Below are 25,155 nucleotides of genomic sequence, written 5' to 3' on the forward strand. Positions count from 1 at the left end.
ACGAATCCTGGTGTGGGGGCGGGGCTTCTATGCTCGCACAAAAGCCGGTGCGTAGGGGGGCGGTGCAGCGCGAGCGGAAGCGCCACCCGCAGCACGGGCTGGACCGGTTAAAGCTGCTGGCACGCCGTTCGGGCCGGCTGCTTTGGTCCAAGAATCAGCGCCTCTTTTTGGCCTCCTTCCTGGGTGGCGGCTGGGGCACGCCGTTGATCCAGTCGTAGATCTTTCGCTGCTCGTCGGTACCGTAGCGCACGATCACCTTCTGCACTTTGCGCCCGAAAAGTTCGTACTCTTTCGCATCGTCCATCGCCTGTATATGGGTGCAGCGCACCATGCCCGCGCCTAGGAGCCCGGTGAAGAGGCCGACGATCAGCGGCCCGCCCAGGAGGCGCCAGTTCCACGAGATGCTGGTCAGTTGGCGGTCGCACTGGTTGATCCGCTGCTCCGCCTCCTGCACGCTCAGCTCCAGTGGTCTCAGTGCGGATTCAAGCTTCTGCTGCGTCACCGTCTCAATCACATTGCTGACATGCACCGGGAATTTCTCGTTACAGAAAACTTCCAGGCGCTTAAGCATCTGCTCCATGAGGCGCCGCGTTTCCTGGGCACCTTTGTCTGCGTCTTCTCCCCGTTGCACCAGGGCGTCGATGCGCCCGACCATTTCGTTGCGTAACCGCAGCAACTCCTCCCGCTCGTTTGCCGGATTCTTGAGGCCCGATGCCTGCAGCAATTTCTCCTTGGGCGACCTCGGATCGTCGCTCATGGCCGCCTCTCCCTACTCGCGCTCAGCACCGCAGCAATCGCATCGGTGAGGGCGTCGACCTGCTCCCTGGTCGCCAACAACGGCAGGATTTCGCCGAGGGTTTTCACCAGCGAATCGATATGGGCCTCCAGGCTTTCCGCTCGTTTCCCAAGCCCCGCCACCGTCTCCTGCAGCTCGCAAAAACCGGCGCGCTCGCTTCTCGCCCGCGCGCAGACCTGGGGAAATTTCTCTCCGATGCAGGCCCGGATCAGCTCCGAAACCGTCACCGTTTCCCCCTCAATCTCGCTTCGTCTGCGAGCTTCGTTCTCGAGTTTTCTGCAGATCTCCGGCGACAAACGGACGCTTGTTTTGGCCATCTCGGGAACCTCCTTCATGCGCCGGACAGCGGCATACAGCGTGGTGCCACGCAAGCTCTCGGCTTTACACGCGGTTTCGCCGTTTCTGGCGCCAGAGCGTCACACGCCGTCCGACGCGAAAGCACAGGGGATTTGGCGAAGCGGACGGCCGGCGCAGCCCGAAGGGCTGCGTGAGGTGTGAAAGGAAAATCAGCCGAGCGAAGCAAGGCCCGCCTCACTGCTTCCGGCACCAAAGGAAAGCACGCCGCAACTCCCCGGAACGTCCCCGCGCTCAGATCTTGAAGCCCCTGCCGGGAAGCTTCGGGAGGGTGAGCTCCAACTGCCGGTCCACCACTTTCTGCACTTGACGGTTCTGTAGCGCCTGCTCCGGAATTCTCAACCCAGGAGCGCGCACCAGCGGAACGACATGTTCCAGCGAGGGAGTCCTGCGTACCCCGTCCCCCCGCTTCAGCATGACCCGCTCCAGTTCTGCGATGCTCCTTTGCAGATCGTGCGGTGGTTCTTCGAGGCCCCTTTGCTGCGCGCGCGTGATCTCCCGCACCGGTTCCCTCGCCTTGTCGAGTGTCGAACTCTTGCCGTCGACGAACTGCACCGACCGCTCAAGATCCTCGATGGAGTTGGTGAAGACGCGGGTCGTGAAGCGGGCACGGGTGACGGCGACGTTCAGCGCGTTGTAGCTCATCCGCCCGTAGGATTCCCCCTCGTTTCCCGGTTCCAGCTCCATCCCCTTGTTCCGGTGCACCGGCGCGAACAGGATGGAGTGCTCCACGGTCGCCCCCTGGCTCTTGTGAATGGTGAGGGCATAGGCGTGATCAACATGGCGGTAGGTGTTCAGGTCGAGCGTCACCTCGCGCCCCTCCAGGTTGACCCGCATCCGCCCCGCGCCGTCGATCTCCCGCACCACCCCGAGCGAGCCGTTTTGCACCCCGAGTCCCCGGTCGTTTTTCAAGGTGACGATACGGTCCCCAGCGGAAAAGCTCCGCTCCTCCTCCCGTAAGAGCGTGGTCCGTCCCGGCAGTTCGGCCGCCGAGAAATCCCTCTCCACCTTCCGGACCACTTGGCGCCGTTGCCGGTCCAGGGGCTCGAAGGAGAGGTCGACCCGCACCAGGTTACGCTCCCGGTCGAGCCCGACCACTTTCCCCTCGGCGTGCAGCCGGGCACCCCAGGCGACCGTCCTGCCATCCCCAGTCCGCTCGCCGGAAAAGTGCAGCGTGTCCCCGAGCTGGTACCCTTCGACGGTGAGCCCCTGGCGCGCCGGTGTGAGCACCGGGAAGCTCCTCCCTTCCTCGATCTCGCGTGCCTCGACACGTCCCTGGCGAATCTCGCGGTTCAACTCCCTGCGCGCCTCGTTGGTCGTGGTGACGAGGAGCACCTGCTGCGTCTCTCCCGCCGCCGCCCGCTCGGGCATGTGCGACAGCTTCCGGCTCTCCTCCAGGTAGTGCTCGACAGCGGCACGGCGCAGTTCCAAGGGGTCGGCTATTTCCAGCACCTCCTGACGCCTCCCAAGGGAGTGGAGCGTCTCCCTCGCGTTCACGGCAAGCTCGCGGTCTTCCCGGTTCAGCCCCTTCGCGATCTCCAGGAGCCCGGGGTCGCGCTGCCTGAGGATCTCGGTCAGGTGCGCGTAGTCAACTTCCCCCTTGAGACCCAGCTCCCGCACCTGGCGCAGCAGGTCTCCCGCCTGGATCCCCTGCATCTGCTTCGAGTCGCCCAGCAGATGCAGCTTTACCCGTACGCCACTTTGCCGCAGCTCTTCGGCCACGTCGAGCAGGCGCTCCGCCTGCCTCGCCCCGAGAAAGCCCGCCTCGTCCACCCGGAGCACCACCTGTGCTTCCCGCCCCTCAGGGATGAGAATTTTTTCACCCGCGACCACTAGCATGGGCGGCTCCCCGTTCGCCCTCTGTAGGGCAAATTTGGAAGCCGGATTCCCGTTTTCGAAACTGTCGAGGGTGAGGGCGGGCCTCCCGGTGGCAAGGGAGAGTTCCAGGGCCGCCTTCCCGGTATAGGAGAGGTTGGCGGAACGATGCTCCCTCCCGTCCGGGCGCAATACCTCCTCGTTGAAACCCTCGACGATCGCCAGGGTCGAGGTCTTGGCGGTCCCCGGGTCCCCGATGGTGAGGGCGACGCCGCGGCTCCCGGTCAGTTCCAGGAGAACCTCGGCTTTCTGTCCGGCCGTCAGCCGGACGCCCTCTCTCTCCTGCCAACGCTCCAGGTACGCCTCGACCTCGGGGGCGCGCGCCACGCTCTCGAAGGGAGGATATTCCCTGATCCTTTCCAGGTTCCGGGCCTCCAGCTCCAGCATCTGCCGCGTCGTGTAGAACTCCCGTCCCCTCCCGTCACGCCCGAGCCGCTGCAGGCCGGGAGTCCCTCCGTCGATGGCGAGGTTCAATTCGGCAAGGGAATGCTCCCCCCCCGAAACGAGCACCGCCTGGTCCAGAAGTCGCGCCCGGTCCAGCACGGCCTCGCGCTCGGTGAGATCCCGAAGCGCCAGATCCACCACGTGCGAGGCTGCGGGTGCGCTGCGGGAGATGGAGAGCTCCCGCCCCCGTTCCAGCTCTTGCCTCACCTGGGCGCAAGAGGTGCCGCACTCCTCGAAGCCCCGCTCGAAGATCCGGGTCACTTCCTCCTTGGTTATGCTGCGCTTGGGGTCGCGGCTCTCCAGCGCCGCCATCTCGTAGAGCCGGGCGTGGGGCACCTCCGAGAACCTCCCCTCGGCCCTCCAGCGCTCCACCTGCTCCTCGATGGCCTGACGCCTTGAAGAGAAGTGCTCGACGAGGTGCGGGTCGATCCCCTTCAACTCGATGAACATCTGCGAGCGGTCCCGCACCTCTACCTCGAAGCCGCGCTCCGAAAGCTCGCGGGCGAGCGCCTGCCGGTACAAAAGCCCTAGGGACTTCTGATCCTGGAAGATGGCCTTCGGCTCGTTCGCCCGAAAGCTACCGTCCCCGGTGTGCACCGCGTTCACCACGAAGACGTGGGAGTGCAACTGCGGATCGACGTTCCGGGAGGTGGCGTGGTCGAACTTGGCCGCCACCATGCCGCCGCACCTGACCCCCTCGGGGGTGCGGTAATGGGAGTAATGTTCCTCCATGTGCGAGAGGACCGAGAGCACCGCCGCGTCGTGCGCCACCCTTACCTGGTCAACACCTGCGGCATAGGCGATGGAGACCGACTTGGGGGCGGAGAAGGTGCAGTCGTTCCCAGCCCGGTGCGTCTCAACGGGCAAACCGCTCTCCCGGTCCCGCGTCAGCTTGGGGGCGACGATTCGCCTCCCCTCCGGGTCCTCCCCTCGACCGAGCGCGCGGAACTCCTCTTCCACGACCGGGCCGTCCAGCCCCAGCGCCTTCGCCCCCCGCCCATACCAGTGGCTCGCCCCCTCAGTCTTGGTGCCACGCAGGTAGTAGTCCTCCCTGGAGAAATACCCGCCGGCCTGCCCTGCAGCCATCCCCGGTGATACCGACATCATCGCTAGATCCCCAGCCCTCCGTTCCAAAAGCTGATAGAGTCTACTCCAAAGCCTTATACGGCATTGGCAAACTTTAACAAAAATCGAAGACATTCCAATGGGCGCCGCAGGAACAGATTCTTATTGTTGTTCATTAACTTTGCGTGCTATGCTGCGCCCGCCAGGGGGAGACATGAAATCGCGCCTGAACCTCAAGCCCGGGCAGAGAGGGACGAAACATCTGGTGGAGAAGTACGGCGATGCGCTGCAGTACATCCGGTATCGTTACGACGAAGAGCACGGAGTCAGGCTAAAGACGGTGGAGATCATCGTGGAGAAATAGCCATGGACCCCCTCAGTCGCTATCGTGAAGAGGAGATGGTGAAGGTGATGGTCGGCTATCCCGAACAAGCCCTTCCCGCAAAACTGAAAGCCACAGGCGGCAGGTGGAACGCGATGGATAAGATCGGCAGGTTCGTTACTGCGCCATTCGCGGCACGGAGTTGGAATGCAGGATCCTCGACGATACCAGATAGCTTGGCAGGTAAATGCATCCTGAATAAGATGCAAATAAAGCATCCTGAACAGGATGCTTATATCCCATATAAGATGCCGGCATCTCAAATGGATGCTTTGCCTAACCTGGTCCATAACTAGTTGGGCCAAGGATCTGATAAGGGGCGAAAAATGAATAATATATTTGAGTATCTAAAACAAAAGGATTTACTTAAGAGCAGAAAGCCAAATCTACGTGAGCTGAGGCGACTTGAACCTAAGAAAGTTATTGAATATGCAGAAGATCTGTTGAATCTTACGAGGAATGAACACATCAGTAAGGAAAATAGCATATACGCCCATTCCGTGTCACTCTCATTGGGAGGTGGGCGTGACGAGTGTAGTAATATCAACTGCAGGCTTCAAAGACTAGATGAACTTTCACGTACAATAGTTCTTTACAGTGAAAAGGCTTACATAAATAATTTTTTCTCTGACTACTCACATTTCGGTAACTTAAATCGTGATGTTATTCAGCAAGCATTCTTCGAAGATGTTTTGCTGCTAAGTTATATTGAGCCGCTCATAAAAAACGGGTTAATCATTTTTGTGACCCCTCCAGGTAACCTCTGTCCGCACTGTCTATCATATATAACAGAAGAAAATTACCTCCCAGAGACCCATGCCCAGATAGCCAAAGTCAGAGAAATGCTTGAGAATGAATATCTCGACAATTGTTCAGTTGCTCTGTCAACCAAGGATGCAGAATATGAGTTTCTCATTTCTGGGTCGGAGGAGTTTTTAACACATGGTGGTAAAAGAATATCTGCCTATAATAACAGCCTTCCAAAACCCCTTTTAGATAGGCCCCGGTTGCTTAAGGAATTGCATAAAAAAGGTACTATCAGTATTTCTAAGACATTGAGAAAAGAATTAAACTTTCACAAAGAATTTGCTGGCCATGTCTTACGTAACCTCTCATTTCAAAGATCGACATCACAGGTCTTAGGAACAACCTTTCTAACTGATAAAGTGCTTGATGTGAGATGTCTGCAAGGCTTGACCGGCAATAGGGATATTGAAGAAAGGAATAGAATCGCATCTAAATACATGACATCATTAGTTCCTTTCGTTAATGACGTGTCCATAGATGATATGTGTAAACTCAGACTCCGGGAAAGAGAGAGTCTCATTCAATTCCGTGCTTCACTTAACAAGGCTATAGACGAATTTAGGAAAAAGGATCCGTCTTTCACTGAAAAAACAGCTAGGGAAGTATTCTGCGACATAATAGAACCAAAGCTAGTATCACTTGACAAGAAGCTGCAAGCATCAAAGCAAGATCTAGTAGCTAAAGCTAGCAGGAGTATTGTTGGCACTGTAGGGGCGCTATCATTCGGTCTCTATACAGGCTTAATTCCTACTGAGATAATTGGAATTGCTAAGACTCTTGGTCTTACAAAAATAGTTTCTGATCTAATTCCACAAGTAATGGCACTTGGTGATGCCGATAAATCGATTAGAAACGAAGATTTGTATTTCCTATGGAAACTCAAACAGAAAACTTGATTCTACGTGGGCGAGCCAAAAAGGGCTGAGGAGTGTTGGTCCGACACCCGGCTGTAGAAGGAGGATCAGGCCAGACGTTAGGGCTTTCATCAACCGAAATCTTACCTTTCGAGGCAATGGGATCGGTTATTGATGTATTGACAATTCAACTGATATCCCAACCAGCGGCTAGACCGGCCACGCCGGTCAGCATTGAAGCGTTATCTATTAAGGAAGAGTTGATGGAAGACATGCCGAGAATTGATATTTGTGAGACAATAAGGTTGATTGATTTCCCAGTGGAAGCTTGGGAATGGCTCGACCTATTCGGAAATGTTGTAGGCATTACGCAAAGAGAGGCCATGTACCAAGAAAGGACATTCTTGGCTGACACACCTTTCAAGAAGATACTGCTTTGTGCCATAAACAAGGACCTTTCTACCTTAAATACAATATACATTCTGTTACGCTGTGAGCTAATTCACCAAGCATCATCCCACGTGAGGTTGCTTTGCGAAAGCTTGATCAGCTTGAAATACATCTCGTTAGAATCGGAGTCACGATCTGCCCTGTTTTGGGGCTATGCAGACATAGAAGCCTATGACATCGCCTCGTCCCTTCTCGAATGGGAGGGTAGTACAGCAAATCTCAAGCATGTTGAGGGGGTCAAGGCTCTTCGTGAAAGCATATCTGGAAAATATAAAAGTGCGAAAGGCACATACTCCTTTGTTGACAAGAAAGGGCGCGAAAAACCTTTTTCTAACTGGTGTAATAAGAGTGTGTTTGTTCAAGCCCGTGACTGCGGCCCATCCTTTCAAAGACTCTACGAACTCGTTTATAGGCAGATGAGTTCGTATATACACGGGACCGCATGGTCACTCAGGAGGCAGGTTTCGTATAGTAGGGATCATTACCTACCTGACGTTATCCTAAATGATATCGCGGCAATTGTCCGCACAGCCTCAGCGGTGTGGATGGAGTGGGCAAACTTTTGCATGGATATTTTGAATTGGAGACTATCAGACACGATAATGGAACTTCCGGCGATGATTGAGGAAATGGAAGAGAGGCACTTTACAGGAAAGAATTTGTAGGGAAAAGTGGCCGGATTTATTTTATGTAAAGATTGGTGCGATTCCCAACCTGAAAATAAGACCGATCAAGCCGGACAACTCCCATGACTTTGGCAGAAAAAACAACCGATTGTCAGGTGAAATTATAGTCACAAATTATTACGACAGGAGCAACCAGGTGACCGACCAATCCAATCGCCCAAGTAAAGATGAGTTCTTTGGCAAAGCCCTTTTCGACGTGGAACATGCCCTGGGAATGTATGCCATTAGTTTCTGTACGCTTCCAGCGGAAGGAATCTATGACAAAGAAGCTCTGGCCTCGGTAATGGAAGTTGTCAATTCTTGTCATATTTATCTTATAGGTTATACGCCTAAAATTGAGTTCATTGAAGCGCAGCAGAATGATCGTTGCCTCAATCTAAAGTTTACAGTCTTGGGTAATGAACATACGGTAGTCTACGACCTTCCCGAGGGATTTACTCTGAAGCAAGATGGCGAGCTCAGCTATTTAGAAGATGCTGACGGTCGGAGATGTTGGCCTAATGTGGAAGACATGCAACTGCGATTGAGCCTCGTATCTAAAACAGTAACTTTTGAGGTCAAATACGTCGGGCAAGCGTACGGTCAAGGCGGGTCTAGGAACGCGATTGACCGACTCCTTAAGCATGAGACCCTGCAGAAGATAGCTTTGAGAGGGGTCCCTGCCGGGTATAGGCTGACATTGTTACTGCTTGCTATTCAGCCAAACAATCAACTTTTTACGGCGATGAACCCATTTGCAAAAAACCAAGACGACGGGAGTGCAAGAATCAAGTCTGGTTTAGATAAGCTTTTTAATACTACAGAACCAGAGCGAATTGCTTTGTACGAGGCTGCGTTGATCCGTTATTTCTACCCCGAGTTCAATATAGAATTCAAAAATAGCTTTCCCTCAACTAATCTTAAGATTCTACAAGATTGCTATGAAAAAGACTTCTCCGCCATCGTGGCCGAAATATGTATCGACGAGCTTCCTTTTATGTTGTGTTCCGAAACGATTAAACCAGCCATCTACCACATAGCAAAGCATGACCTTCACAAGGACGAAGAACGAAGAATGTTCTTTGGGCTTTGATTACCTTCAGAGGGAGGTCGTTAGGACAGGCATTGAGAGGATGCAAGAGGGCAGCATGACATTTAGGCCAAGAGGGGATAGTGGTAAGTTGGCTGACACCGCTGGTTAAGAGCGAGACATTAATAGCGTAAGGTCATTTGCTCTCAAGTTGATCATTATAAGGCGGTTGCCTCTACAACCCTGTAACAAAGCAGAGGTGAGGGGGACGCTTTTTTGATTTGGCTGACTTTACTTTTTTCAGACCTAAAAACTCAGCTACGTAAGGGGCGAATTGTCAACTTTGCGATTGTCCCTTCCGTCACAACTTGCGAATAGATGCATATCGGTATGCTTATAAAATTGCAAAAAAAACCACAAAGAGGTCAAAGATGAAAATCACCGATAAGGTCAAATTAATTTTAGGCGAGGTATTTACTTCGTCACCGAATACGAGTTCCTTCGTGACTAGTGTCAATGGGAAGAGTGTTGTCTTGAGACAAGGTGGACGTTACAAAAACATCAACCTAAGAGGCGCAAACTTAGCAAACGCAAACTTGCAGGATATTGATCTTGAAGGTGCAGATCTGACTGACGCAATTTTGTCCGGTGCTCAACTAAGACGCGCTAACCTAAAAAATGCAAAGCTTGATAGGGCCGTACTCGCCGGAGCAGATTTGACAGGTGCTATTTTAGACCCTAAGGAAAACATTGACAATGTAGTAAAAGTTTCCTCTCTCCGGGAAAAATCCTCTAATCGGAAAGGTGAGCCATGGGAATAACACCAAAATTTAAAATCATTTTCCTGACGGTTGCTGGAATAACCGTACTTAGTATTCTCGTCGTCGCTTTACTAGCGTTTTTTGGAAACAAGGCCACTGATCCCCATAAAATACCTGTAATGCAACAAAATCTTTATACAATGTGTAGTTTTGGATGGCAATCTGGCCTAGGAGCGTTACTTGGCTTAATCGGTGGCAAGGTTACAGCGGATGAATAATATTAAGAACCGCCGGTCAAGGCCGGACCTGTTGGCTGGAGTTCAATACCAAAACAAAATGCTCATAAATTGGATGATTTAGTGAATCTAAAACTTGCTAGGCTTCGATCGCTGCTGGAATATGCCGACAACCAGCAAAAAGAGATATCAGATGAATATTCTCGGTATTTAGACTGCGATATCCCTCCTTCACTCCAAATAAAGATAAAAAATTACTTTGAAAATGCCAGGTCATTGCTCGATTACATTGCTTCTGATATTTGCGTTGCTGTATTGCGCTTGAGCAACAAGCACAAATGCTATTTTCCGATAAACATTCGCACTCAAAATGAATTCCAAAAATTTTGTAAGATTAACTTCCCAAACCTTGAAACAGTGGATTCGGCTATCTACGCTGCACTTGCGAACACTCAGCCATTCAACACAAATAACCTTTCGTCATTGAGGCTACTATCTACTTACACAAATAAGAACAAACATCGTGATTTGAGCCAGCAGAAGATGGTTGTAGAGACCCATGCTGCATCGCGATTCAAAGTGATACGTTTTGACGATATCGGAAAAGAGAAACTCATCAAAGATCTTTGTGATGGGTACTTAATCGCTGATGAGACAAAGGTCGATGAATTTTTGGGTAGTGATTACATTTTGAACAATATTGGAAATATCATTGAGTTAAATCCCGCCTCAGTCCGTTACATATCTTTTAAATTCGACGACTCTGACCAAGACGTTATAGCGACACTAATCAACATTCAGACGGCTATTTCAGACGTCTTAGAACGATTTACTGAGCCGCTTTATGAACGCTACACCGAGTAAAGATGATACCTAATCAAGTGCAACAGCGAACGGAAAGACGAAAGTGTGCTCTGGGAGTTAGTGGAGCTGAAGCACCTTGGCCGCCCCCTCCTTCATGAGCCTTTCGAGCTCACTCGCAATGGTCTGCAAGGGCCTGCGCAGATCCTCAACGTCCGTCGCATCGTAGTGGCGCCCGGAAACCGAGCTGTCCACGTGGTTGGTGAGCCGGTCGGCGTCCTCGAAGATTTTCAGCCGTCGCGCGGTGGTTATGAAGGTTCTGCGTAGGCCGTGCACGGTGATGTTCAGCCCGGTGTTGAGCTTGAGCGCAGTAGCCATCAGCCTTACGTGCCCGGTCTTGTTGGTGCTGTAGCGAACCGTCTTCACCGCCGGGAACACGAAAGGACAACCCTCCTCGCGTTGCGCAAGCCTCCGTTCCAGGATCTCCAGCGACTGGCGGCAGAGCGGGGCATAGAGCGGCCTGCGGTTCTTGGTGTCGGGGATGGTCAGTGTCAGCCGGTCCAGGTTGACGTACTCCCAGCGCAGGGTTGCCGCTTCCTGGCTCCTCAGGCCATGGTATAGGCAGAACAGGTAGCAGTCCCGGATGTTCTCGTTGAACTTCTGGATCCCTTGGTAGAAGATGGCGAACTCCTTCCCCTCCAGCCGCTCGGTCCTCGCCTGGATCTTCTTCATGTGCTTGCCGAACCTCAGCACGTTGAGCGGGTTCGTTGCGATTGCGGCGGGATACTTCACGATGGCGTAGTTGATGATCGCCGACAGCATCACGAAGGCGTTCCTAGCGCCGTAAGGCCCGTGCTTCACCTCCGACTCCCGGTAACGCTCTATGACGATGTCCGGCGTGAGCTTCGCCACCTGGGGCAGGGTGAGCGTGAGCCAGCTGTCGAAGTGGTGGGTAACGATCCTGGTGTACCCCTTGACGGTCGAGGGCTTGTAATCCCTTCCTTCCGAGGTCCTTCTCTCTTTGAAGTAGTCCTCAAGCATCTGTTCCAGGGTGACACCTGACCCGGTGACCCTGACTTTCTCCCGTTTGAGCACGAGGCGTAGCCCGGGGACAAACCCCTCCTCCTTGTCGTCATATCCCATGAACAACCGGCGGGCCTGATCCAGGGTGATCTCGCCGAACCTCCCCAGCGTCTTGCGGACGGTCCGGTACCCTTTCTTGGTGTTCGTGTCCACCACGTCGAGCTTGACGAAGAAGGTCTTGGTGAACTGCCCGACCCTGATGCCGAGCCCCCGGGTGTTGGTGTCGAAGTAATCGACCGGTCCCTTCTTGGGGTCGAAGGTGAGTTTGTCGATGTTGCGTACGGTGAAGCTAAGTCTAGGCATGGTGCGCCTCCGCGGCGATTTTCGTACCTTTCGCATTTTTGCAAGGCTTTTACCCCCAAAAGGTACGAAAAGGTACGATAGAAACGAAAAAACCCGCTAATCCTGGCTAAAAGATTAACGGGTCTTGCTTTGGGTGTCAAGATATAAGTTATTGATTTTTATATAGTTTTATACAGCGTTCTAACACCTTCAAAACACCTCAAATCTTCACCGTCTTGTAAAGGAAGTTCTTGAACCGGAAGAACCGCTTCCTCTCTTCCTCGTCCTCCTGGGGGGAGCCGGTGACGGCTCTTAGGTGACGGGCGACTTCGGGCATGCTCTTGCCGGCGACGCTCCGGCTTCTCTCCACTACCAGGCGCACCACGTCCTTCGAAATCCTGCTCTGCGAGTACGGCTCGTACACCGCCTCCCAGAAATCCTTCCCCGCCTCGATGTCGCTCAGGATGTCGCTCGCCACTTCCTCGGCCAGCAACTCGAACGCGGGCACCACCTGCTCGCGGGAACCGTCACGGATCGCTTTCCTGATGTCATCTCCGGTCACCACCTTGCCGGTCCTGAAGAACAGGGCGCGCAGGAGGATACTCCTTAACTCGCGGATGTTCCCCTTGTAGTTGTGCCCGACCAGCGCTTCCTTGGCGTCCTTGGAGAGGCTGGGCTCGTCGTCGCGACTCGCTTCCTCGGTGCTTCTGTAGGTCCGGTAGAGCTTGCCCAGGAAGTGGATGGAGAGGTCGGGAATGTCCTCACGCCGCTCGTTCAAGGAGGGGACCACGACGGAGAGCTCGGTCAGGCGGTGGTACAGGTCTTCACGGAAATTACCGAGGGCGATCTCCTTTCTCAGGTCCTTGTTGGTGGCGGCCACCAGCAGGACGCGGCTGATCCTCTCCCGGTTCTCGCCCAGGCGCACGAAACCGCCGTTGTCCAGAAAGCGCAGCAGCTGCACCTGGGTCTTCGGGTCGGCGTCGCCGATCTCGTCCAGGAAGACGATGCCGCCGGAGGCCTCCTCCAGAATCCCTTTCCTGTCGCTGTAGGCCCCGGTGAAGGCGCCCTTTATGTGCCCGAAGAGCTCGGAGTAGGTGAGGTCCCCGCTGTAGGCGGCGATGTTGGTCTTTTTGACCGGAAGCTCGCCGTCCGGGTTGATCTGCTGCCGGTACAGCTCGTTCAGCTTGTTGTACAGGTTGTTGAAGAAGAACTCCTTGCCCGCGCCGGTGGGGCCGAGCACCAGGATGGAGGGAAGGCCAATGGTGGCCTCCTGCAGGACGTGCCGGCTCCAAAGGGCGATACGGTTGGAGAGCGGCTGGGAGACCGTGTTGATGAAGGCGACGATCTCCTGGGCCTTGCGGCTGTTGCCGATGATGTTGCCCAGGCGGTAGGAGGAGACCTTGGGGTCCTTGTAGGCGATGTCGCTTTGCAGCTTGTTCACCTCGGACTGCAGCCGCTCGATGCGCTGGATGTCGGAGATGTGCCGGGAGGTGAGGCGGTCGATGATCTGCAGGATCCGCTTGTGCTCCTCGGTGAAGTACCCCTCCTGGAGCGAGTTCAGGCAGATGACTGCGATCACCTCGTCGTCGCTGATTACCGGAACGGCCATCTCGCTCTTGATCAGCTCGTTCATGGGGCGGTGGAACCCCTCGTGCTGCGAGGTGTCGGTGACCTCCCCGATGATCCTGGGCTCCTTGGTCCAGGCGACGTAGCCGGTGAGGCTCCGTTCTTCCGCAGGAAGGTCGCCCCCGCCGATCTTGAAGGGGGGGATCTTCTTCTTCAGCCATTCCTTGTTCTTGGCGCCGACGATGGTCCCTTCCTCGTTCTCGACGACCAGGTACTTTTCACCTTCGCGCTCCTGCACGATGGCGATGCTGCCGGTATCCGCGCCGATCAGTTCAGTCGCCTTGGAGAGCACCTTGGTGAGGAAGGGGTGCAGCCCTTCGTTGCGCTCCTGCAAAAGGTCGGAGATCTCGGAGAGCACCTTGATCTCCAGGTGCTCGCCCCCCACCTCGTTGATGACCCGTTCCACCATCTCGGCGTGGGTCTGCAGCAGACCCTCCTCGAACTCGGAGAAACTGGCGAGCTGGCGCGTGAAGTAGTTGATCAGGCAGATGAGGCGCCGCGTGCCGGGCTCGATGCGCGGCACCATGTACAGGGTTCTCAGCCCCATCTCCTCGGTCAGCGCCCGGCGCTGGATTGTCTGGTCCTGCAGGTCGGCGATGAAGAGCGGCTTCAGGAGCTGGTCGTCGGTCACGACCCCGGCCTCGTTGACGTAACGGGAGACCAGCGAAGTGCCGTGTTTCAGGTCGATACTGCCGACGTTGTCGTAGCGGGTCTTGAGATCCGGGTCCTCGGCATGGCTCGCCAGCACTTCCATGCCGCCGCGTGCAGGCACAAGCACCGAGGCAAGGGTCAGCCCGTCGATCAGGTTCACCGCGGAGCGCACCATGAAGCCCGCTGCTTCCCTCTTCTTGTAGACCTCGACCCGGCGGGCCAGCAGCAGTTGCTGGTGGTATTTGCGGGCGTGGTCCACCCGCTCGCCGGCCCTCGCCAAAAAGGGGATCAGCATCTCGATCCGGTCACGGGAGAGGAGTTCGCCGTCCACGCAGGCAACGCCGATCGATTTCCCCTCACTGGTGATAGGGAGCATGGTGGTGCCGTCGATATTGAAGCGCCGGGAAAATTCCTGGTCCAGGGGGAGCCCGCTTTGGGCGGGGAGCAAGAACTGGGAAGGCATCTGCGTGACGAAGGTGTTGGAAACGCCTGCCTCGGCGGAGATGATCGGGAAGGTTGCTTCGCGGATGTCGGCGGCAAAACTGCCGCAGGCGAAGGCGCAGGACAGCGCCCCGCGGGTCAGGTCTTCCAGGTAGATCCGCACCCGCTCCTGGTTCGAGACCAGCCGGGCCCCCTCGCCCACGAGGTGCAGCATCTCGTCCAGGTTCTCCTTGCCGAAAGAGGCGATCCGGTCGCCTAGCGTTTTAAGTTCCAGATCCGTAACGGCCATGTAGTCCTCTGAGTACAAAATTTACACACATGGTGCACACTAGAGGAATTGATGCCAGGTGTCAAGGGGGAGCGTGAACGGAATGATGAAGGATTGAGGGTCGGAGCGGTGCAGGGCGGACGGGTTGAACGGTTGGGTGGATTGGTGGATTGGTGGATTGGTGGATTGGTGGATCGGTGGATCGGTGGATCGGTGGATCGGTGGGAACGGATGGACGGATGGACAGATGGACAGACGGACCCAGAGGTGAACCGAGTGCGTATGCCCGGCGTGTAGGGGCGAATAATCATTCGCCCTGGCACTGCCTCGTTTAGTTGAACCCCTTCCTGATCTGGTACAGCTCCTCCAGGTTCAGGCCGTTCAGGTCGAAGAACTCGCGCTCCAGTTCCTCCACGTAGAAGCGGTCCAGGCCCGAGTTTTCGAGGAAGTCTTCACGCAGCGAGGAGTTCTTTTCTAGGATGATCTGCGGCAGCAAGTTGTGAATGTAGACCGCTTCCTTCTTGATGGTGAGGATGGTTTCGCGGAACAGGTGGTCCGGGATTTCCCTGTCGATGAGCTTCTTGTGGATGAGCTCCTCGGTGAGCTCCTTCTTGAGCGCATCCTGGTCCGCCTTGGTCGCGTACTTCGAGTAGAAGTTGCGGATCCGGTCCTTGACGTGTTCGAGCAGGGTGAGGTGCAGCCGCTCGTCGCTGTCGATCTTCACCAGTTGCTCCAGTAGTGCGGTGGTGGTGAGCCGGTTCTCCTCGATGAGCTTCAGTCCCGAGGCCAGGTGGCTCACCTTCTTGCGGCCGTAGATCCCCAGGTACTTGTCCTCGAAGATGCCGGAGAGGAAGAGCTTGGTGAACAGGTCGGGGGCCAGCATGTCGAAGGCGTGCTTGTTCCCCAAAAGGCTTCGGATCATCTCCTCGGAGATCCTGACGTTCTCCATGAAGGCGAGCTGGTTGATGGCCGAGGAGGTGGCGTCGTAGCGGTCGAAGTAGGTGATGATGTACGAGTACCCCTCGAGGATCGAGATGTCTGCGCCGTCGCGGATCTTCTCGTCGCAGACCTTGCTTGCGTCGAGCAGCATCTCCTCGAAGGCGTGGTCCCGGTTCTCGGCGGCCTGCTTCTTGGCGAAGAGGAGCTTCAGCATGTCCTCCGCGTCGATGGTGCTCTCGATGTGTCGCTCGGAAAGGAACATCCCCTCCAGGATTTGCCTGGTCTCGGAGATGTAGTTGCTTTCCTCCAGGTCGACCAGCTTCTTGTCCTTCTTGAGCATCTCGTCCAGGGTGTAGAAGAGCGCCCCCGGGATCTTGTTGCGCACCGACAGGGTCTTCAAGCGGGTGAGACGCGCGTTCTCCAGCTTGTTGATCTCACCCTTGCGGTTGCAGGCGATCAGGATGTTCTTGTATTCGTCGACGATGCGCCGGTTGTCCGGGTGCTTGTACATCACGTCGATCCGGATGCGCTCCTGCTGGTAGCGGTCGATTCCGTAGCGCTCCGCGAGCACGGCCAGTGACTGGAACTCGGCGTCGGCGATCTTCTTGTTGTTGAAGTAGAGCGTCTTGAAGGCCTCGCTGTACTCGCGGTGCCGGATGTTGATCAGCTTGAAGAGGAAGAGGTGGGCACTCGGGTCGTCGACGATGTCGAGGATCTCCTGGATGATCAGGTTGTCCTGTTCCTCCCCGACGGCGCCGGAGCGTTTGAGGGCCTTGCCCAGCACCCTGAGGATGCGCTCCTGCTGATCGTGCATCGGGCCGGATAAGTCGACGCCGGTGAGTGCGAAGAAATAATTGAAGATGGCGTTGCCGTCGAAGAAGATCTTGTCGTAGCTGACGAATCCTTCGGTGCGGTCGCTGAACCTCAGCGTGCCGCTTTTGTGATCGTAGTGGGTGCCGTAGATGATGAGACGGTTGGAGACCTCTTCCTTGGCAAGGTCGGCGATGGGCTGGTCCACGCCGAACATGTACTCGCAGAACGAGCCACCGTTGCCCCGGTGGCTGATGCCGCTCTTGGCGATGATGAATTCGTTGCCGGGAGAGAAGAAGCGGATCTCGTCGGGGTCGGAGGGGTCGGTGTTGAAGAAGTAACGGTTGTACGCCTCGCTACCCGCCGTGATGGCGTAGAACTCGACCTGGTCGTTTGCATAGCCGTGCAGCCGAATGTCTCTGAACATCAGTTCCGTCCGTTTCTCAGGTTCTTTTAGTTCGTCTTCAAAGCTCGACCGACAAGCCGTCGTAGGCGAATTCAACGCCCTGGGGGAGTCGCTCTCCGTCGCTGTGGTGCACCTCGTGAGTCAGGTGGGTCAGCACGGTGCGGCGGGGTTTCAGGATCTCCGTTATCTTGAGCGCCCCCTCTATGTTGAAATGGTTGGGGTGCGGGGAAAAGCGTAGGGCGTCGATGATCAGCAGGTCGAGTCCCTGTAAAAGGGCCAGCGACTGGTCCGGTATCTCGCTGCAATCGGTGAGGTAGGCAGCGTTGTCGAACCGGTAGCCGGTGGCCAGGAAGGAGCCGTGCCGGATCGGCACCGGTGTGACGCGGCAGCCGAACAGGTCGAAAGGGTCCTCCACGGGGAACGCCTCCAGCAGCGGCCAGTATCCCTCCGAGTGGAGCCCCTCGAAGATGTAGGAAAAGTTGGCGCTGACCTGGTCGATGGTGTCCTGGCTGGCGTAGCAAGGGATCACCCTGCGGTGGATGAAGTGAAAGCCGCGCAAGTCGTCGATGCCATGGATGTGGTCGGCGTGGGTGTGGGTGAGCAGAACGGCGTCGATCTGCGGAATCCCTTCCCGCAGCGCCTGCATCCTCAAGTCGGTCGAGGTATCGACGAGGATGCGTTGGCCGCAGGATTCGACCAGGATGGAGGCACGTGTTCTCTTGTCGCGCGGGTCTGAGGAACCGCAGACCTGGCAGTGGCAGCCGACCATGGGGACCCCTGTCGAAGTGCCAGAGCCGAGGATGGTAATTTTCATGTGTCGCACCTCGGAATGCCGGTAAAGTACCATGAACCACTCAGTGAGGCAAGGGGTTTATCCCTTGCCTAGTGCGGGTTTTGCGGCTATTATCAGAACCTGTCGCGGCGGCGTTTTCTAATGATGCCGGCGTAAAAACTTTAGCAGAGGTCCCCAATGCGTGTCGGCATCATCGCCCCCAACTACTATCCCGCGGAAACCGGCAATGCCATCACTGTAAGACGTATCGAGGCCCAGTTGAGGCTCTTGGGGTGCGAGGTGCGGGTTTTCCCCGTGGAGCGGCTGCCGGGGGAGCGTCTGCAGGCCGCCGTGGCGGAGTTCGCGCCGCAGATCTTGCACGCCTTTCATGCCTATCACGGCGGCAGGGTCGCCTACGCGCTCTCGAAGTCGCTCGGGCTCCCCTACCTGATCACGCTGACCGGGACGGATATTTACCAGGCGCTTTGCGACCAGCGCGGCCTGGAAATGCACGGAGCGCTGCGTGGCGCCGCGCGGCTGGTCGCCTTTCATGCCTGCGTCAAGAAGCGTCTGGGGGAGCACCTGTCCAGCCTGGAAGAGCGCACCGTCCTGATCCACCAGGGGGTGGAGCTTCCGACCGAGTACGCTCCCCTGGCGGGTGCGGGGGAAAAGGAGGAATTCGTCTTCCTGCTCCCCGCCGGTCTGCGTCCGGTGAAGAACGTGCTGTTCCCGCTCGCCCCCTTGGCCGAGCTGCATGCCCGCTACCCGCAGGTGCGGCTGGAGCTGGCCGGTCCGGTGCTTGAACCTGGATATGCCGCGCAGGTCATGGAAGCGTTGGAGCGATACCCCTTTGCCCGCTACCTGGGGGTGGTGGCCCACGAAGCGATGGGAGAGCTGTACCGTCGGGTGGACGTGGTCCTGAACACCTCCCTCACCGAAGGGGGGATGGCGAACACGGTCCTCGAGGCGCTTTCCTACGCCAAGCCGCTGCTGGTGTCCGACATCGAGGGGAACCGTTCCATCATCAGGGACGGCGTCACCGGCCTGGTCTACCACAGTGCGGCGGATTTTTGCAGCAAGGCCGAGCACCTGGTGACCGACGCGCACCTGCGCGACCGACTGGGAAAGAACGGCAGGTGTCTGGTGCGCGACAACTGTTGTCCCGAGAAGGAAGCCGGTGCCTACCTCGCCCTCTACCGTGATATCCTCGGCGCGGCATAGCCGCGCCCGCTGCGCCCGCGAAGAAGGCCCGGCGCTTTTTGTCCACTAGCCTTTCCCCGTCCACCGGGTCAACTCCCGTCCGTGTAATCCACCAAGACGCCCCCCCTTGGCCGCGTTCGTGCCCCACCCCCTGCCGCTTGACCGCCGTCCGTGTCCCACCGTCTGCCCCGCCCCCCAGCTTAAAATAGACATTAATCCTTGCCAATGAATCCGGTTCCCGTAGACTATCCCTTCGTGACAAGGGGGAAGACATGAACCGTATCATCGACATCACCGAGCTGGCCCTACGCGATGCCCACCAGAGCCTGATAGCGACCCGCCTGGGCATCGACGACATGATCCCTGTCTGCGAAGACCTCGACAACGCCGGCTTCTGGTCCCTGGAATGCTGGGGGGGCGCGACCTACGACGCCTGCATCCGGTTTCTCAACGAGGACCCCTGGGCGCGTCTGCGCACCTTCAAGTCGCTCATGCCCAAGACCCCGCTGCAGATGCTGTTGCGCGGTCAGAACCTCCTGGGCTACCGGCACTACCAGGACGAGGTGGTGGACCGCTTCGTCCAGAAAAGCGCTGAAAACGGCGTCGACGTCTTCCGCCTCTTCGATGCGCTGAACGACCTGCGCAACCTGGAGCGCTCGGTCCAGGCCGTGAAGAAGACCGGCAAGCACGCCCAGGGCGCCATCTCCTACACCGTGAGCCCGATCCACACCACCCAGGCATACCTGGACCAAGCCAGGCGCCTGGTGGAGATGGGGTGTGACTCCATCTGCATAAAGGACATGGCGGCGCTCATCAAGCCCCAGGCCGCCTACGAACTGGTGCGCGGCATCAAGGAGTTCTGCGGCGAGCAGACCCGGGTGCAACTGCACGTGCACGCCACCACCGGCGTCACCATGGTGAGCCTGATGAAGGCGGTGGAGGCGGGGGTGGACGGGGTCGACACGGCGGTGAGCTCCATGAGCCTGGGGCCGGGGCACAACCCGACCGAGAGCTTCGTTGAGATGCTGGAGCATACCGGCAACAGCACCAGGATCGATCTCGGCCGCATGCTGCGGGTCAAGGAACACTTCTCCAAGGTGCTCCCCCGTTACAGCGAGTTCCTCTCCGCGGTGACCGGCGTCGAGACGGAGATCTTCAGGAGCCAGATCCCGGGCGGGATGCTCTCCAACATGGAAAGCCAGCTGAAGCAGCAGGGGGCGGCGGACCGGATGCGCGAGGTGCTGGACGAGATACCGGTGGTCCGCAAGGATACCGGCTACGTTCCCCTGGTGACCCCCACCAGCCAGATCGTGGGTACCCAGGCCGTGCTGAACACCCTGATGGGGCGTTACAAGGTGCTGACCGGCGAGTTTGCCGACCTGATGCTCGGTTACTACGGTGCGGCACCGGTAGAGCTGAACCCCGAGGTGGTGGAGATGGCGCGGCGGCACGCGAAGAAGGAGCCGATCACCGTCCGTCCGGCGGACCTGCTGGAGCCGGAGTGGGGCAAGCTGCGCGCGGCGGCGCTGCCGCTGGAAGGGTGCGACGGCAGCGACGAGGACGTGCTCACCTATGCCCTGTTCCCGCAGGTGGCGCCGAAGTTCTTCGCCAGCAGGAACGAGGGGCCGAGAAATGTAGGCAAGGACCCGGCCACCGGAGCCTCCGAAACCTGCATCCCCGAGGGGCACCCGGGCAAGATCACCGGCCCGGTAACCTACATGGTCACCCTGAGCGGACAGCAACACAAGGTCACCGTGGCGCCGTACGGCCAGGAATAGACGCCGCACCCGCTAAAGGAGCGCGCTCATGTCCATAGATGAAAAGGTCAAGGAACTGAACGAGAGGAAAGAGAGGCTGAAGCTGGGAGGGGGGCGGGCCAGGATCGATCAGCAGCACGCCCAGCAGAGCCTTACCGCGCGTGAACGCATCGAGACGCTGGTGGACAAGGACAGCTTTCAGGAAGTGGGACTGTTCGCCAGGCACCGCTGCACCAACTTCGGCATGGCGGGCAAGGAGTTCCCCGCCGAAGGCGTGGTGACCGGCGCCGGAACCGTTGCCGGGCGCCTGGTGCACCTGGCGAGCCAGGATTTCACGGTGGCGGGGGGCTCGGCCGGCGAGGTGCACAGCGACAAGATCGTCCAGGCGATGCAGTCCGCGTTGAAGACCGGCACACCCTTCGTCTTCATGAACGACTCGGGGGGCGCCCGCATCCAGGAAGGGATCGACTCCCTGGCCGGTTACGGCAAGATCTTCTACCACAACGTGATGCTCTCGGGCGTGGTGCCCCAGATCTCGCTGATCTGCGGCCCCTGTGCCGGCGGCGCCGCGTACAGCCCCGCACTCACCGACTTCATCATCCAGACGGCCAGCGCACGGATGTTCATCACCGGTCCCTCGGTGATCAAGGAAGCCACCGGCGAGGAGATCACCGCCGAGGCGCTGGGCGGACCGCTTTCGCAGATGAACTACGCGGGAGTGGCCCATTTCGTCGCGGAAAACGACCTCGTGGCGCTGCGCATCTGCAAGCGGCTGCTTTCCTTTCTCCCCTCCAACAACCTCGAGGACCCGCCGCAGCTTCAGGCAGACGACATCGTGGTGCCGGACAAGACCCTCAACACCCTGGTCCCGACCGATTCCAAGAAGGCTTACGACGTGCGCCAGGTGATCAACCGCCTGGTCGACGGCGGGGACTTCCTGGAGGTGCAGCCTCTGTTCGCCGGCAACCTCGTGGTGGGCTTTGCCCGGATCCTCGGGCGGAGCGTGGGCGTGGTGGCGAATCAGCCGAGCGTCCTGGCCGGCGCCCTCGACATCAACGCATCGGACAAAGGAGCGCGTTTCGTCCGCTTCTGCAACGCCTTCAACATCCCGCTGATCACGCTGGTGGACGTTCCCGGTTTCCTGCCGGGGGTGCAGCAGGAGCAGGGGGGGATCATCCGCCACGGTGCCAAGATGCTGTTCGCCTATTCCGCCGCGACCGTCCCCAAGATCACGGTGATCATGCGCAAGGCCTATGGAGGGGCGTTCCTCGCCATGTGCGGCAAGGAGCTGGAAACCGACCGCGTCTTCGCCTGGCCCACCGCGGAGATAGCCGTGATGGGGCCGCAAGGTGCGGTCAACGTGATCTTCAGAAACGAGATAGCCCAGGCGGAAGATCCGCAGAAGAGGCGTCAGGAGCTGATCGAGTCCTACCAGGGCACCTTCGCCACCCCGTATGCCGCGGCGGCCAGGCGGGACGTGGACGACATCATCGAGCCTGCCGAGACCCGGCGCCACTTGGCCATGACGCTCGACATCCTGCACACCAAGCGCGAGTTCCGCCCCATGAAGAAGCACGGGTTGATCCCGCTGTAAGGAGGAGGCCGTGGAAGAAAGCGCAGGGAACCATGAGGAGATAACGCCGGAACTGCTGATGGTGATGTCGGCGTCGATAGCGGCCTACCTGGGCAGGAACGTCCGCATACGGAAAGCGAGGTTCGTCGACCCGATGCAGGCCAACGCGTGGGGGCAGTCGAGCCGCGTGGTGCTGCAGGCGTCGCACAACCTCAACATAAGGCACGCGTAGGTGCGTCGCATTCGCAAGGCGCGATGCCCTCACCCCCGCTCTCCCGGAGGGCGAGGGGAGATACCTCCATTTTCTCCCCGCCTCCCTCCTCCGGGGGGAGGAGCTGGAACCGGATTTGTTCAGCGAACAGCAAAGCGATAAGGAGACCACCGTGCAGCTCATCATGACCATCGACGGGAAGAAGTACCGAGTGGATGTGGAAGTCGAGGAGGGCGAAGAGGTCCGGTTGGCCGAGTCCTATCCGACTACGACGGTGCAGGCGGCACCGGCGGCGATGGCTGGCATGCCGATGGCCGCTCCCGCACCGGTAACCGGCGCACCGCCGGGAGGCGTGTCAGCGGGATCGGACAAGATCTGCCGCAGCCCGATCGCCGGCGTCGTCTTCAAGGTGGTGGCCCAGGTGGGGCAGCACCTTGAGGTCAACGACCTCCTCGTGGTCCTCGAGGCCATGAAGATGGAAACGAACATCACGGCCCACATGACCGGCAAGGTCGAGAAGATCCTCGTCACGGTCGGGGAGGCCGTTCAGCCGGGACAGGCCATCGCCGAATTCGCCTGATTTTGATGCTTTAAAACATATAGTATTTTTTGAATATAAGAGGTATCATCGGCGGTAGTGGTAGTACAAAGGCTGTAAAGGAGGCAAGCGATGAGAAAGGTAAGGCTGTTACTGCTGGTTCTGCTAGCCGCGTTCTTTGCTGTCTCGACCGGCTATGCCGCTGAGCACAGCTTCAAAGCAAAATTGAGCCCTAAAGAGGAAGTCGGCAAGCCCGACGTCAAGTCTTCCGGCAAGGCGGAGTTCAAGCTCAGCAAGGACGGCAAGGAGCTGACCTACAAGCTCTACGTCAAAAACGTCATGGACGTCAGCGCGGCCCACATCCATGTAGCCAAGAAAGGGGAAAACGGCCCGCCGATCGTAGGGCTCTTCAGCGGCAGCAAAAAAGGGAAATTCTCGGGCGTCCTCTCTGAGGGTAAGGTCGGGGCCAATGACCTGATGGGTGACTACAAAGGCAAATTCGACGAACTGGTTAAACTCCTGAGGTCCGGCGACACCTACGTTAACGTCCACACCGACAAATACCCCGACGGCGAGATCCGCGGGCAGATCAAATAACGCAGCGGCTATCCCGACTGCATCATAAAGCCCGCCGGCAGCGGCCCTTTGGACCACCTGCCGACGGGCATTTTATTTTTAACGATCCTCGTGCTTGGTAACCCCTCCCCTTGCGGGAGGGGGGAGATGTGGTCGCCCCCACAGAAGCAGAGTCCTTTTAAGCCTCGTCGAGCAGGACCACCTCACCCGGTTCGATGTCGGGCCCCGCTGGAAGTTCCACACCCAATATCCCCTTCGCCTCGTGCTCGGGCAACTCCTCGATCCCCTGCATCTTGCGCTGGATGCGGCGCGTTCTGGTCGCCGCGGTGTCGATGCTGGAGGAGGCCTCGTCCAGTTTCTTCCGGGTCTTGTCCAGCAGGGTCCCGAAGGTCATGAACTCGGTCTTGATGGCGCCCAAAAGCCGCCAGACGTCGCTGCTGCGCTTCTCGATGGCGAGGGTCCTAAAGCCGAGGCTGAGCGACGACAGGAGGGCGGCGATGGTGGTGGGGCCGGCGACGATGACCTTGTGCTCGCGCAGGATGGTGTCGAAAAGGCCGGGGCGGCTCAGCACCTGCGCGTAGCTCGCCTCGTTGGCGAGGAACATCACGGCGAAGTCGGTGGTCTCGGGAGGGGCAAGGTACTTGTCGCAGATCAGCTTGGCCATCCCCTGGACGGTCTTGTCGAACTGCCTGGTCGCATCCGCTACCGCAGCCTGGTTCCCCTGCTCCTGGGCCTCCACAAGGCGCAGGAAATCCTCCTGCGGAAACTTGGCGTCGATGGGGAGCCACAGCGGTTTGTCGTCCCGCCCCGGGAGCCTCACCGCAAACTCGACGCGGGCGTCGCTGCCCGGCTTGGTGGCGACGTTGGCGCCGTACTGGTCCGGGGTCAGGATCTGCTCCAGGAGGTTGTGCAACTGCACCTCGCCCAGCGTACCCCGGGTCTTGATGTTGGAGAGGACCTTTTTCAAATCGCCGACGCCGGAGGCCAGCGACTGCATCTCGCCCAGCCCCTTGTGCACCTGCTCCAACTGCCCGCTCACCTGCTTGAAGGATTCGCCCAGGCGCTTCTCCAGCGTCTCGTGCAGTTTCTCATCCACCGTGGCCCGCATCTGCTCAAGCTTCTTGGAGTTGTCCTCCTGCAGCCACTTGAGCCTGACTTCCACCGTCTCGCGCAGTTTGTCCAGGCGCTGCTCGTTGCTGGCGGTGAGGTTGGCGAGCTGCTGCGTGAAGCCGTCCATCTGCCCCTTCTGCAGGGAGGCGATATCCACCATCCTTTTTTGCACCGCTTCGCCGAACTGCCGCAGGTTGCCTCCCAGTTCCTCGCGGTTGCGCCGCAGCTCATCCTGCAGGGTTCGCTCCAGCCGCTCCAGCCCCTTCTCCAGCTGATCGAAGCGTGCCTCCGAGGAGGACAGACGCTTCAAGCCGAGGTAGCACAACAACGTTACCGCCAGTGTGGCGGCCAAAAGCAGCAGGGCGATCAATTGCAGGACGTCGGCGCTCATG

22 protein-coding genes are annotated in these 25,155 nt (G+C 58.0%); 14 read left to right on the plus strand and 8 right to left on the minus strand.

Annotation, left to right across the window (positions count from 1 at the left end):
• Positions 1-154: 154 nt before the first annotated feature.
• The 3 genes from KP003_RS00335 to mobF all read right to left on the minus strand — a co-directional run bounded on the left by KP003_RS00335 (position 155) and on the right by mobF (position 4,576).
• Positions 155-757: a hypothetical protein gene (locus KP003_RS00335; protein WP_217300208.1), complete on the minus strand. Its 603-nt coding sequence runs from the start codon at positions 755-757 to the stop codon at positions 155-157.
• A complete protein-coding gene (locus KP003_RS00340; protein WP_217300209.1) occupies positions 754-1,113 on the minus strand; it encodes a hypothetical protein in 360 nt (119 codons plus the stop codon). The genes KP003_RS00335 and KP003_RS00340 overlap by 4 nt, the downstream gene beginning before the upstream one ends.
• A gap of 271 nt (positions 1,114-1,384) precedes the next feature.
• A complete protein-coding gene (gene mobF, locus KP003_RS00345; protein WP_217300210.1) occupies positions 1,385-4,576 on the minus strand; it encodes a MobF family relaxase in 3,192 nt (1,063 codons plus the stop codon).
• A 172-nt stretch (positions 4,577-4,748) separates the two neighbouring features.
• Here mobF and KP003_RS00350 point away from each other — a divergent pair, with 172 nt between their 5' ends.
• From KP003_RS00350 to KP003_RS00385, 8 genes are all read left to right on the plus strand, one after another.
• The gene (locus KP003_RS00350) at positions 4,749-4,898 is read left to right on the plus strand and encodes a hypothetical protein (RefSeq protein WP_217300727.1); all 150 of its coding nucleotides are present in this window, start codon (positions 4,749-4,751) and stop codon (positions 4,896-4,898) included.
• Positions 4,899-4,900: 2 nt separating this feature from the next.
• Positions 4,901-5,212: a hypothetical protein gene (locus KP003_RS00355; RefSeq protein ID WP_217300211.1), complete on the plus strand. Its 312-nt coding sequence runs from the start codon at positions 4,901-4,903 to the stop codon at positions 5,210-5,212.
• Between the two features lie 30 nt (positions 5,213-5,242).
• On the plus strand, positions 5,243-6,619 hold the full coding sequence (locus KP003_RS00360) for a hypothetical protein (RefSeq protein WP_217300212.1): 1,377 nt from the start codon (positions 5,243-5,245) through the stop codon (positions 6,617-6,619).
• A 221-nt stretch (positions 6,620-6,840) separates the two neighbouring features.
• On the plus strand, positions 6,841-7,692 hold the full coding sequence (locus KP003_RS00365) for a DUF5677 domain-containing protein (protein WP_217300213.1): 852 nt from the start codon (positions 6,841-6,843) through the stop codon (positions 7,690-7,692).
• A 157-nt stretch (positions 7,693-7,849) separates the two neighbouring features.
• Positions 7,850-8,785 (plus strand): hypothetical protein, encoded by a 936-nt coding sequence (locus KP003_RS00370; protein ID WP_217300214.1) that lies wholly within the window; start codon positions 7,850-7,852, stop codon positions 8,783-8,785.
• 368 nt (positions 8,786-9,153) lie between these two features.
• Positions 9,154-9,543 (plus strand): pentapeptide repeat-containing protein, encoded by a 390-nt coding sequence (locus KP003_RS00375; RefSeq protein WP_217300215.1) that lies wholly within the window; start codon positions 9,154-9,156, stop codon positions 9,541-9,543.
• The gene (locus tag KP003_RS00380; protein WP_217300216.1) at positions 9,534-9,761 is read left to right on the plus strand and encodes a hypothetical protein; all 228 of its coding nucleotides are present in this window, start codon (positions 9,534-9,536) and stop codon (positions 9,759-9,761) included. Before KP003_RS00375 ends, KP003_RS00380 begins: the two co-directional genes overlap by 10 nt.
• Before the next feature lie 81 nt (positions 9,762-9,842).
• On the plus strand, positions 9,843-10,583 hold the full coding sequence (locus tag KP003_RS00385) for a hypothetical protein (protein ID WP_217300217.1): 741 nt from the start codon (positions 9,843-9,845) through the stop codon (positions 10,581-10,583).
• Positions 10,584-10,640: 57 nt separating this feature from the next.
• On the opposite strand, the gene KP003_RS00390 is transcribed toward KP003_RS00385, so the two are convergent.
• The 4 genes from KP003_RS00390 to KP003_RS00405 all read right to left on the minus strand — a co-directional run bounded on the left by KP003_RS00390 (position 10,641) and on the right by KP003_RS00405 (position 17,840).
• A complete protein-coding gene (locus KP003_RS00390; RefSeq protein WP_217300218.1) occupies positions 10,641-11,906 on the minus strand; it encodes a tyrosine-type recombinase/integrase in 1,266 nt (421 codons plus the stop codon).
• A 199-nt stretch (positions 11,907-12,105) separates the two neighbouring features.
• The gene (locus KP003_RS00395; RefSeq protein ID WP_216790143.1) at positions 12,106-14,892 is read right to left on the minus strand and encodes a GPMC system transcriptional regulator; all 2,787 of its coding nucleotides are present in this window, start codon (positions 14,890-14,892) and stop codon (positions 12,106-12,108) included.
• 310 nt (positions 14,893-15,202) lie between these two features.
• Complete coding sequence (locus KP003_RS00400; RefSeq protein WP_217300219.1) at positions 15,203-17,047, minus strand: TIGR04442 family protein; 1,845 nt, start codon at positions 17,045-17,047, stop codon at positions 15,203-15,205.
• Positions 17,048-17,084: 37 nt separating this feature from the next.
• Positions 17,085-17,840 carry a GPMC system MBL fold metallohydrolase gene (locus KP003_RS00405; RefSeq protein ID WP_216496860.1) on the minus strand — a complete coding sequence of 252 codons (756 nt, stop codon included), beginning with the start codon at positions 17,838-17,840 and terminating at the stop codon, positions 17,085-17,087.
• A gap of 156 nt (positions 17,841-17,996) precedes the next feature.
• Between KP003_RS00405 and KP003_RS00410 the strand changes: the two genes are divergently transcribed.
• The 6 genes from KP003_RS00410 (at position 17,997) to KP003_RS00435 (ending at position 23,674) form a co-directional block, all read left to right on the plus strand.
• Complete coding sequence (locus KP003_RS00410; protein ID WP_216790145.1) at positions 17,997-19,019, plus strand: GPMC system family 4 glycosyltransferase; 1,023 nt, start codon at positions 17,997-17,999, stop codon at positions 19,017-19,019.
• 251 nt (positions 19,020-19,270) lie between these two features.
• On the plus strand, positions 19,271-20,776 hold the full coding sequence (locus tag KP003_RS00415) for a methylmalonyl-CoA carboxytransferase subunit 5S (protein ID WP_217300220.1): 1,506 nt from the start codon (positions 19,271-19,273) through the stop codon (positions 20,774-20,776).
• Positions 20,777-20,804: 28 nt separating this feature from the next.
• A complete protein-coding gene (locus KP003_RS00420) occupies positions 20,805-22,349 on the plus strand; it encodes an acyl-CoA carboxylase subunit beta (RefSeq protein ID WP_216790148.1) in 1,545 nt (514 codons plus the stop codon).
• A gap of 10 nt (positions 22,350-22,359) precedes the next feature.
• Positions 22,360-22,560 (plus strand): hypothetical protein, encoded by a 201-nt coding sequence (locus KP003_RS00425; RefSeq protein ID WP_216497207.1) that lies wholly within the window; start codon positions 22,360-22,362, stop codon positions 22,558-22,560.
• Between the two features lie 115 nt (positions 22,561-22,675).
• Positions 22,676-23,119: an acyl-CoA carboxylase biotin carboxyl carrier protein subunit gene (locus KP003_RS00430; RefSeq protein ID WP_239027585.1), complete on the plus strand. Its 444-nt coding sequence runs from the start codon at positions 22,676-22,678 to the stop codon at positions 23,117-23,119.
• Positions 23,120-23,209: 90 nt separating this feature from the next.
• The gene (locus KP003_RS00435; RefSeq protein WP_216496856.1) at positions 23,210-23,674 is read left to right on the plus strand and encodes a CHRD domain-containing protein; all 465 of its coding nucleotides are present in this window, start codon (positions 23,210-23,212) and stop codon (positions 23,672-23,674) included.
• Positions 23,675-23,831: 157 nt separating this feature from the next.
• Here KP003_RS00435 and KP003_RS00440 read toward each other — a convergent pair whose 3' ends face one another.
• A complete protein-coding gene (locus KP003_RS00440; protein WP_216496855.1) occupies positions 23,832-25,154 on the minus strand; it encodes a DNA recombination protein RmuC in 1,323 nt (440 codons plus the stop codon).
• Between the last annotated feature and the right edge of the window lies 1 nt (position 25,155).

Source organism: Geomonas diazotrophica (assembly GCF_019063885.1).
In the GTDB taxonomy this organism is placed as follows: domain Bacteria; phylum Desulfobacterota; class Desulfuromonadia; order Geobacterales; family Geobacteraceae; genus Geomonas; species Geomonas diazotrophica.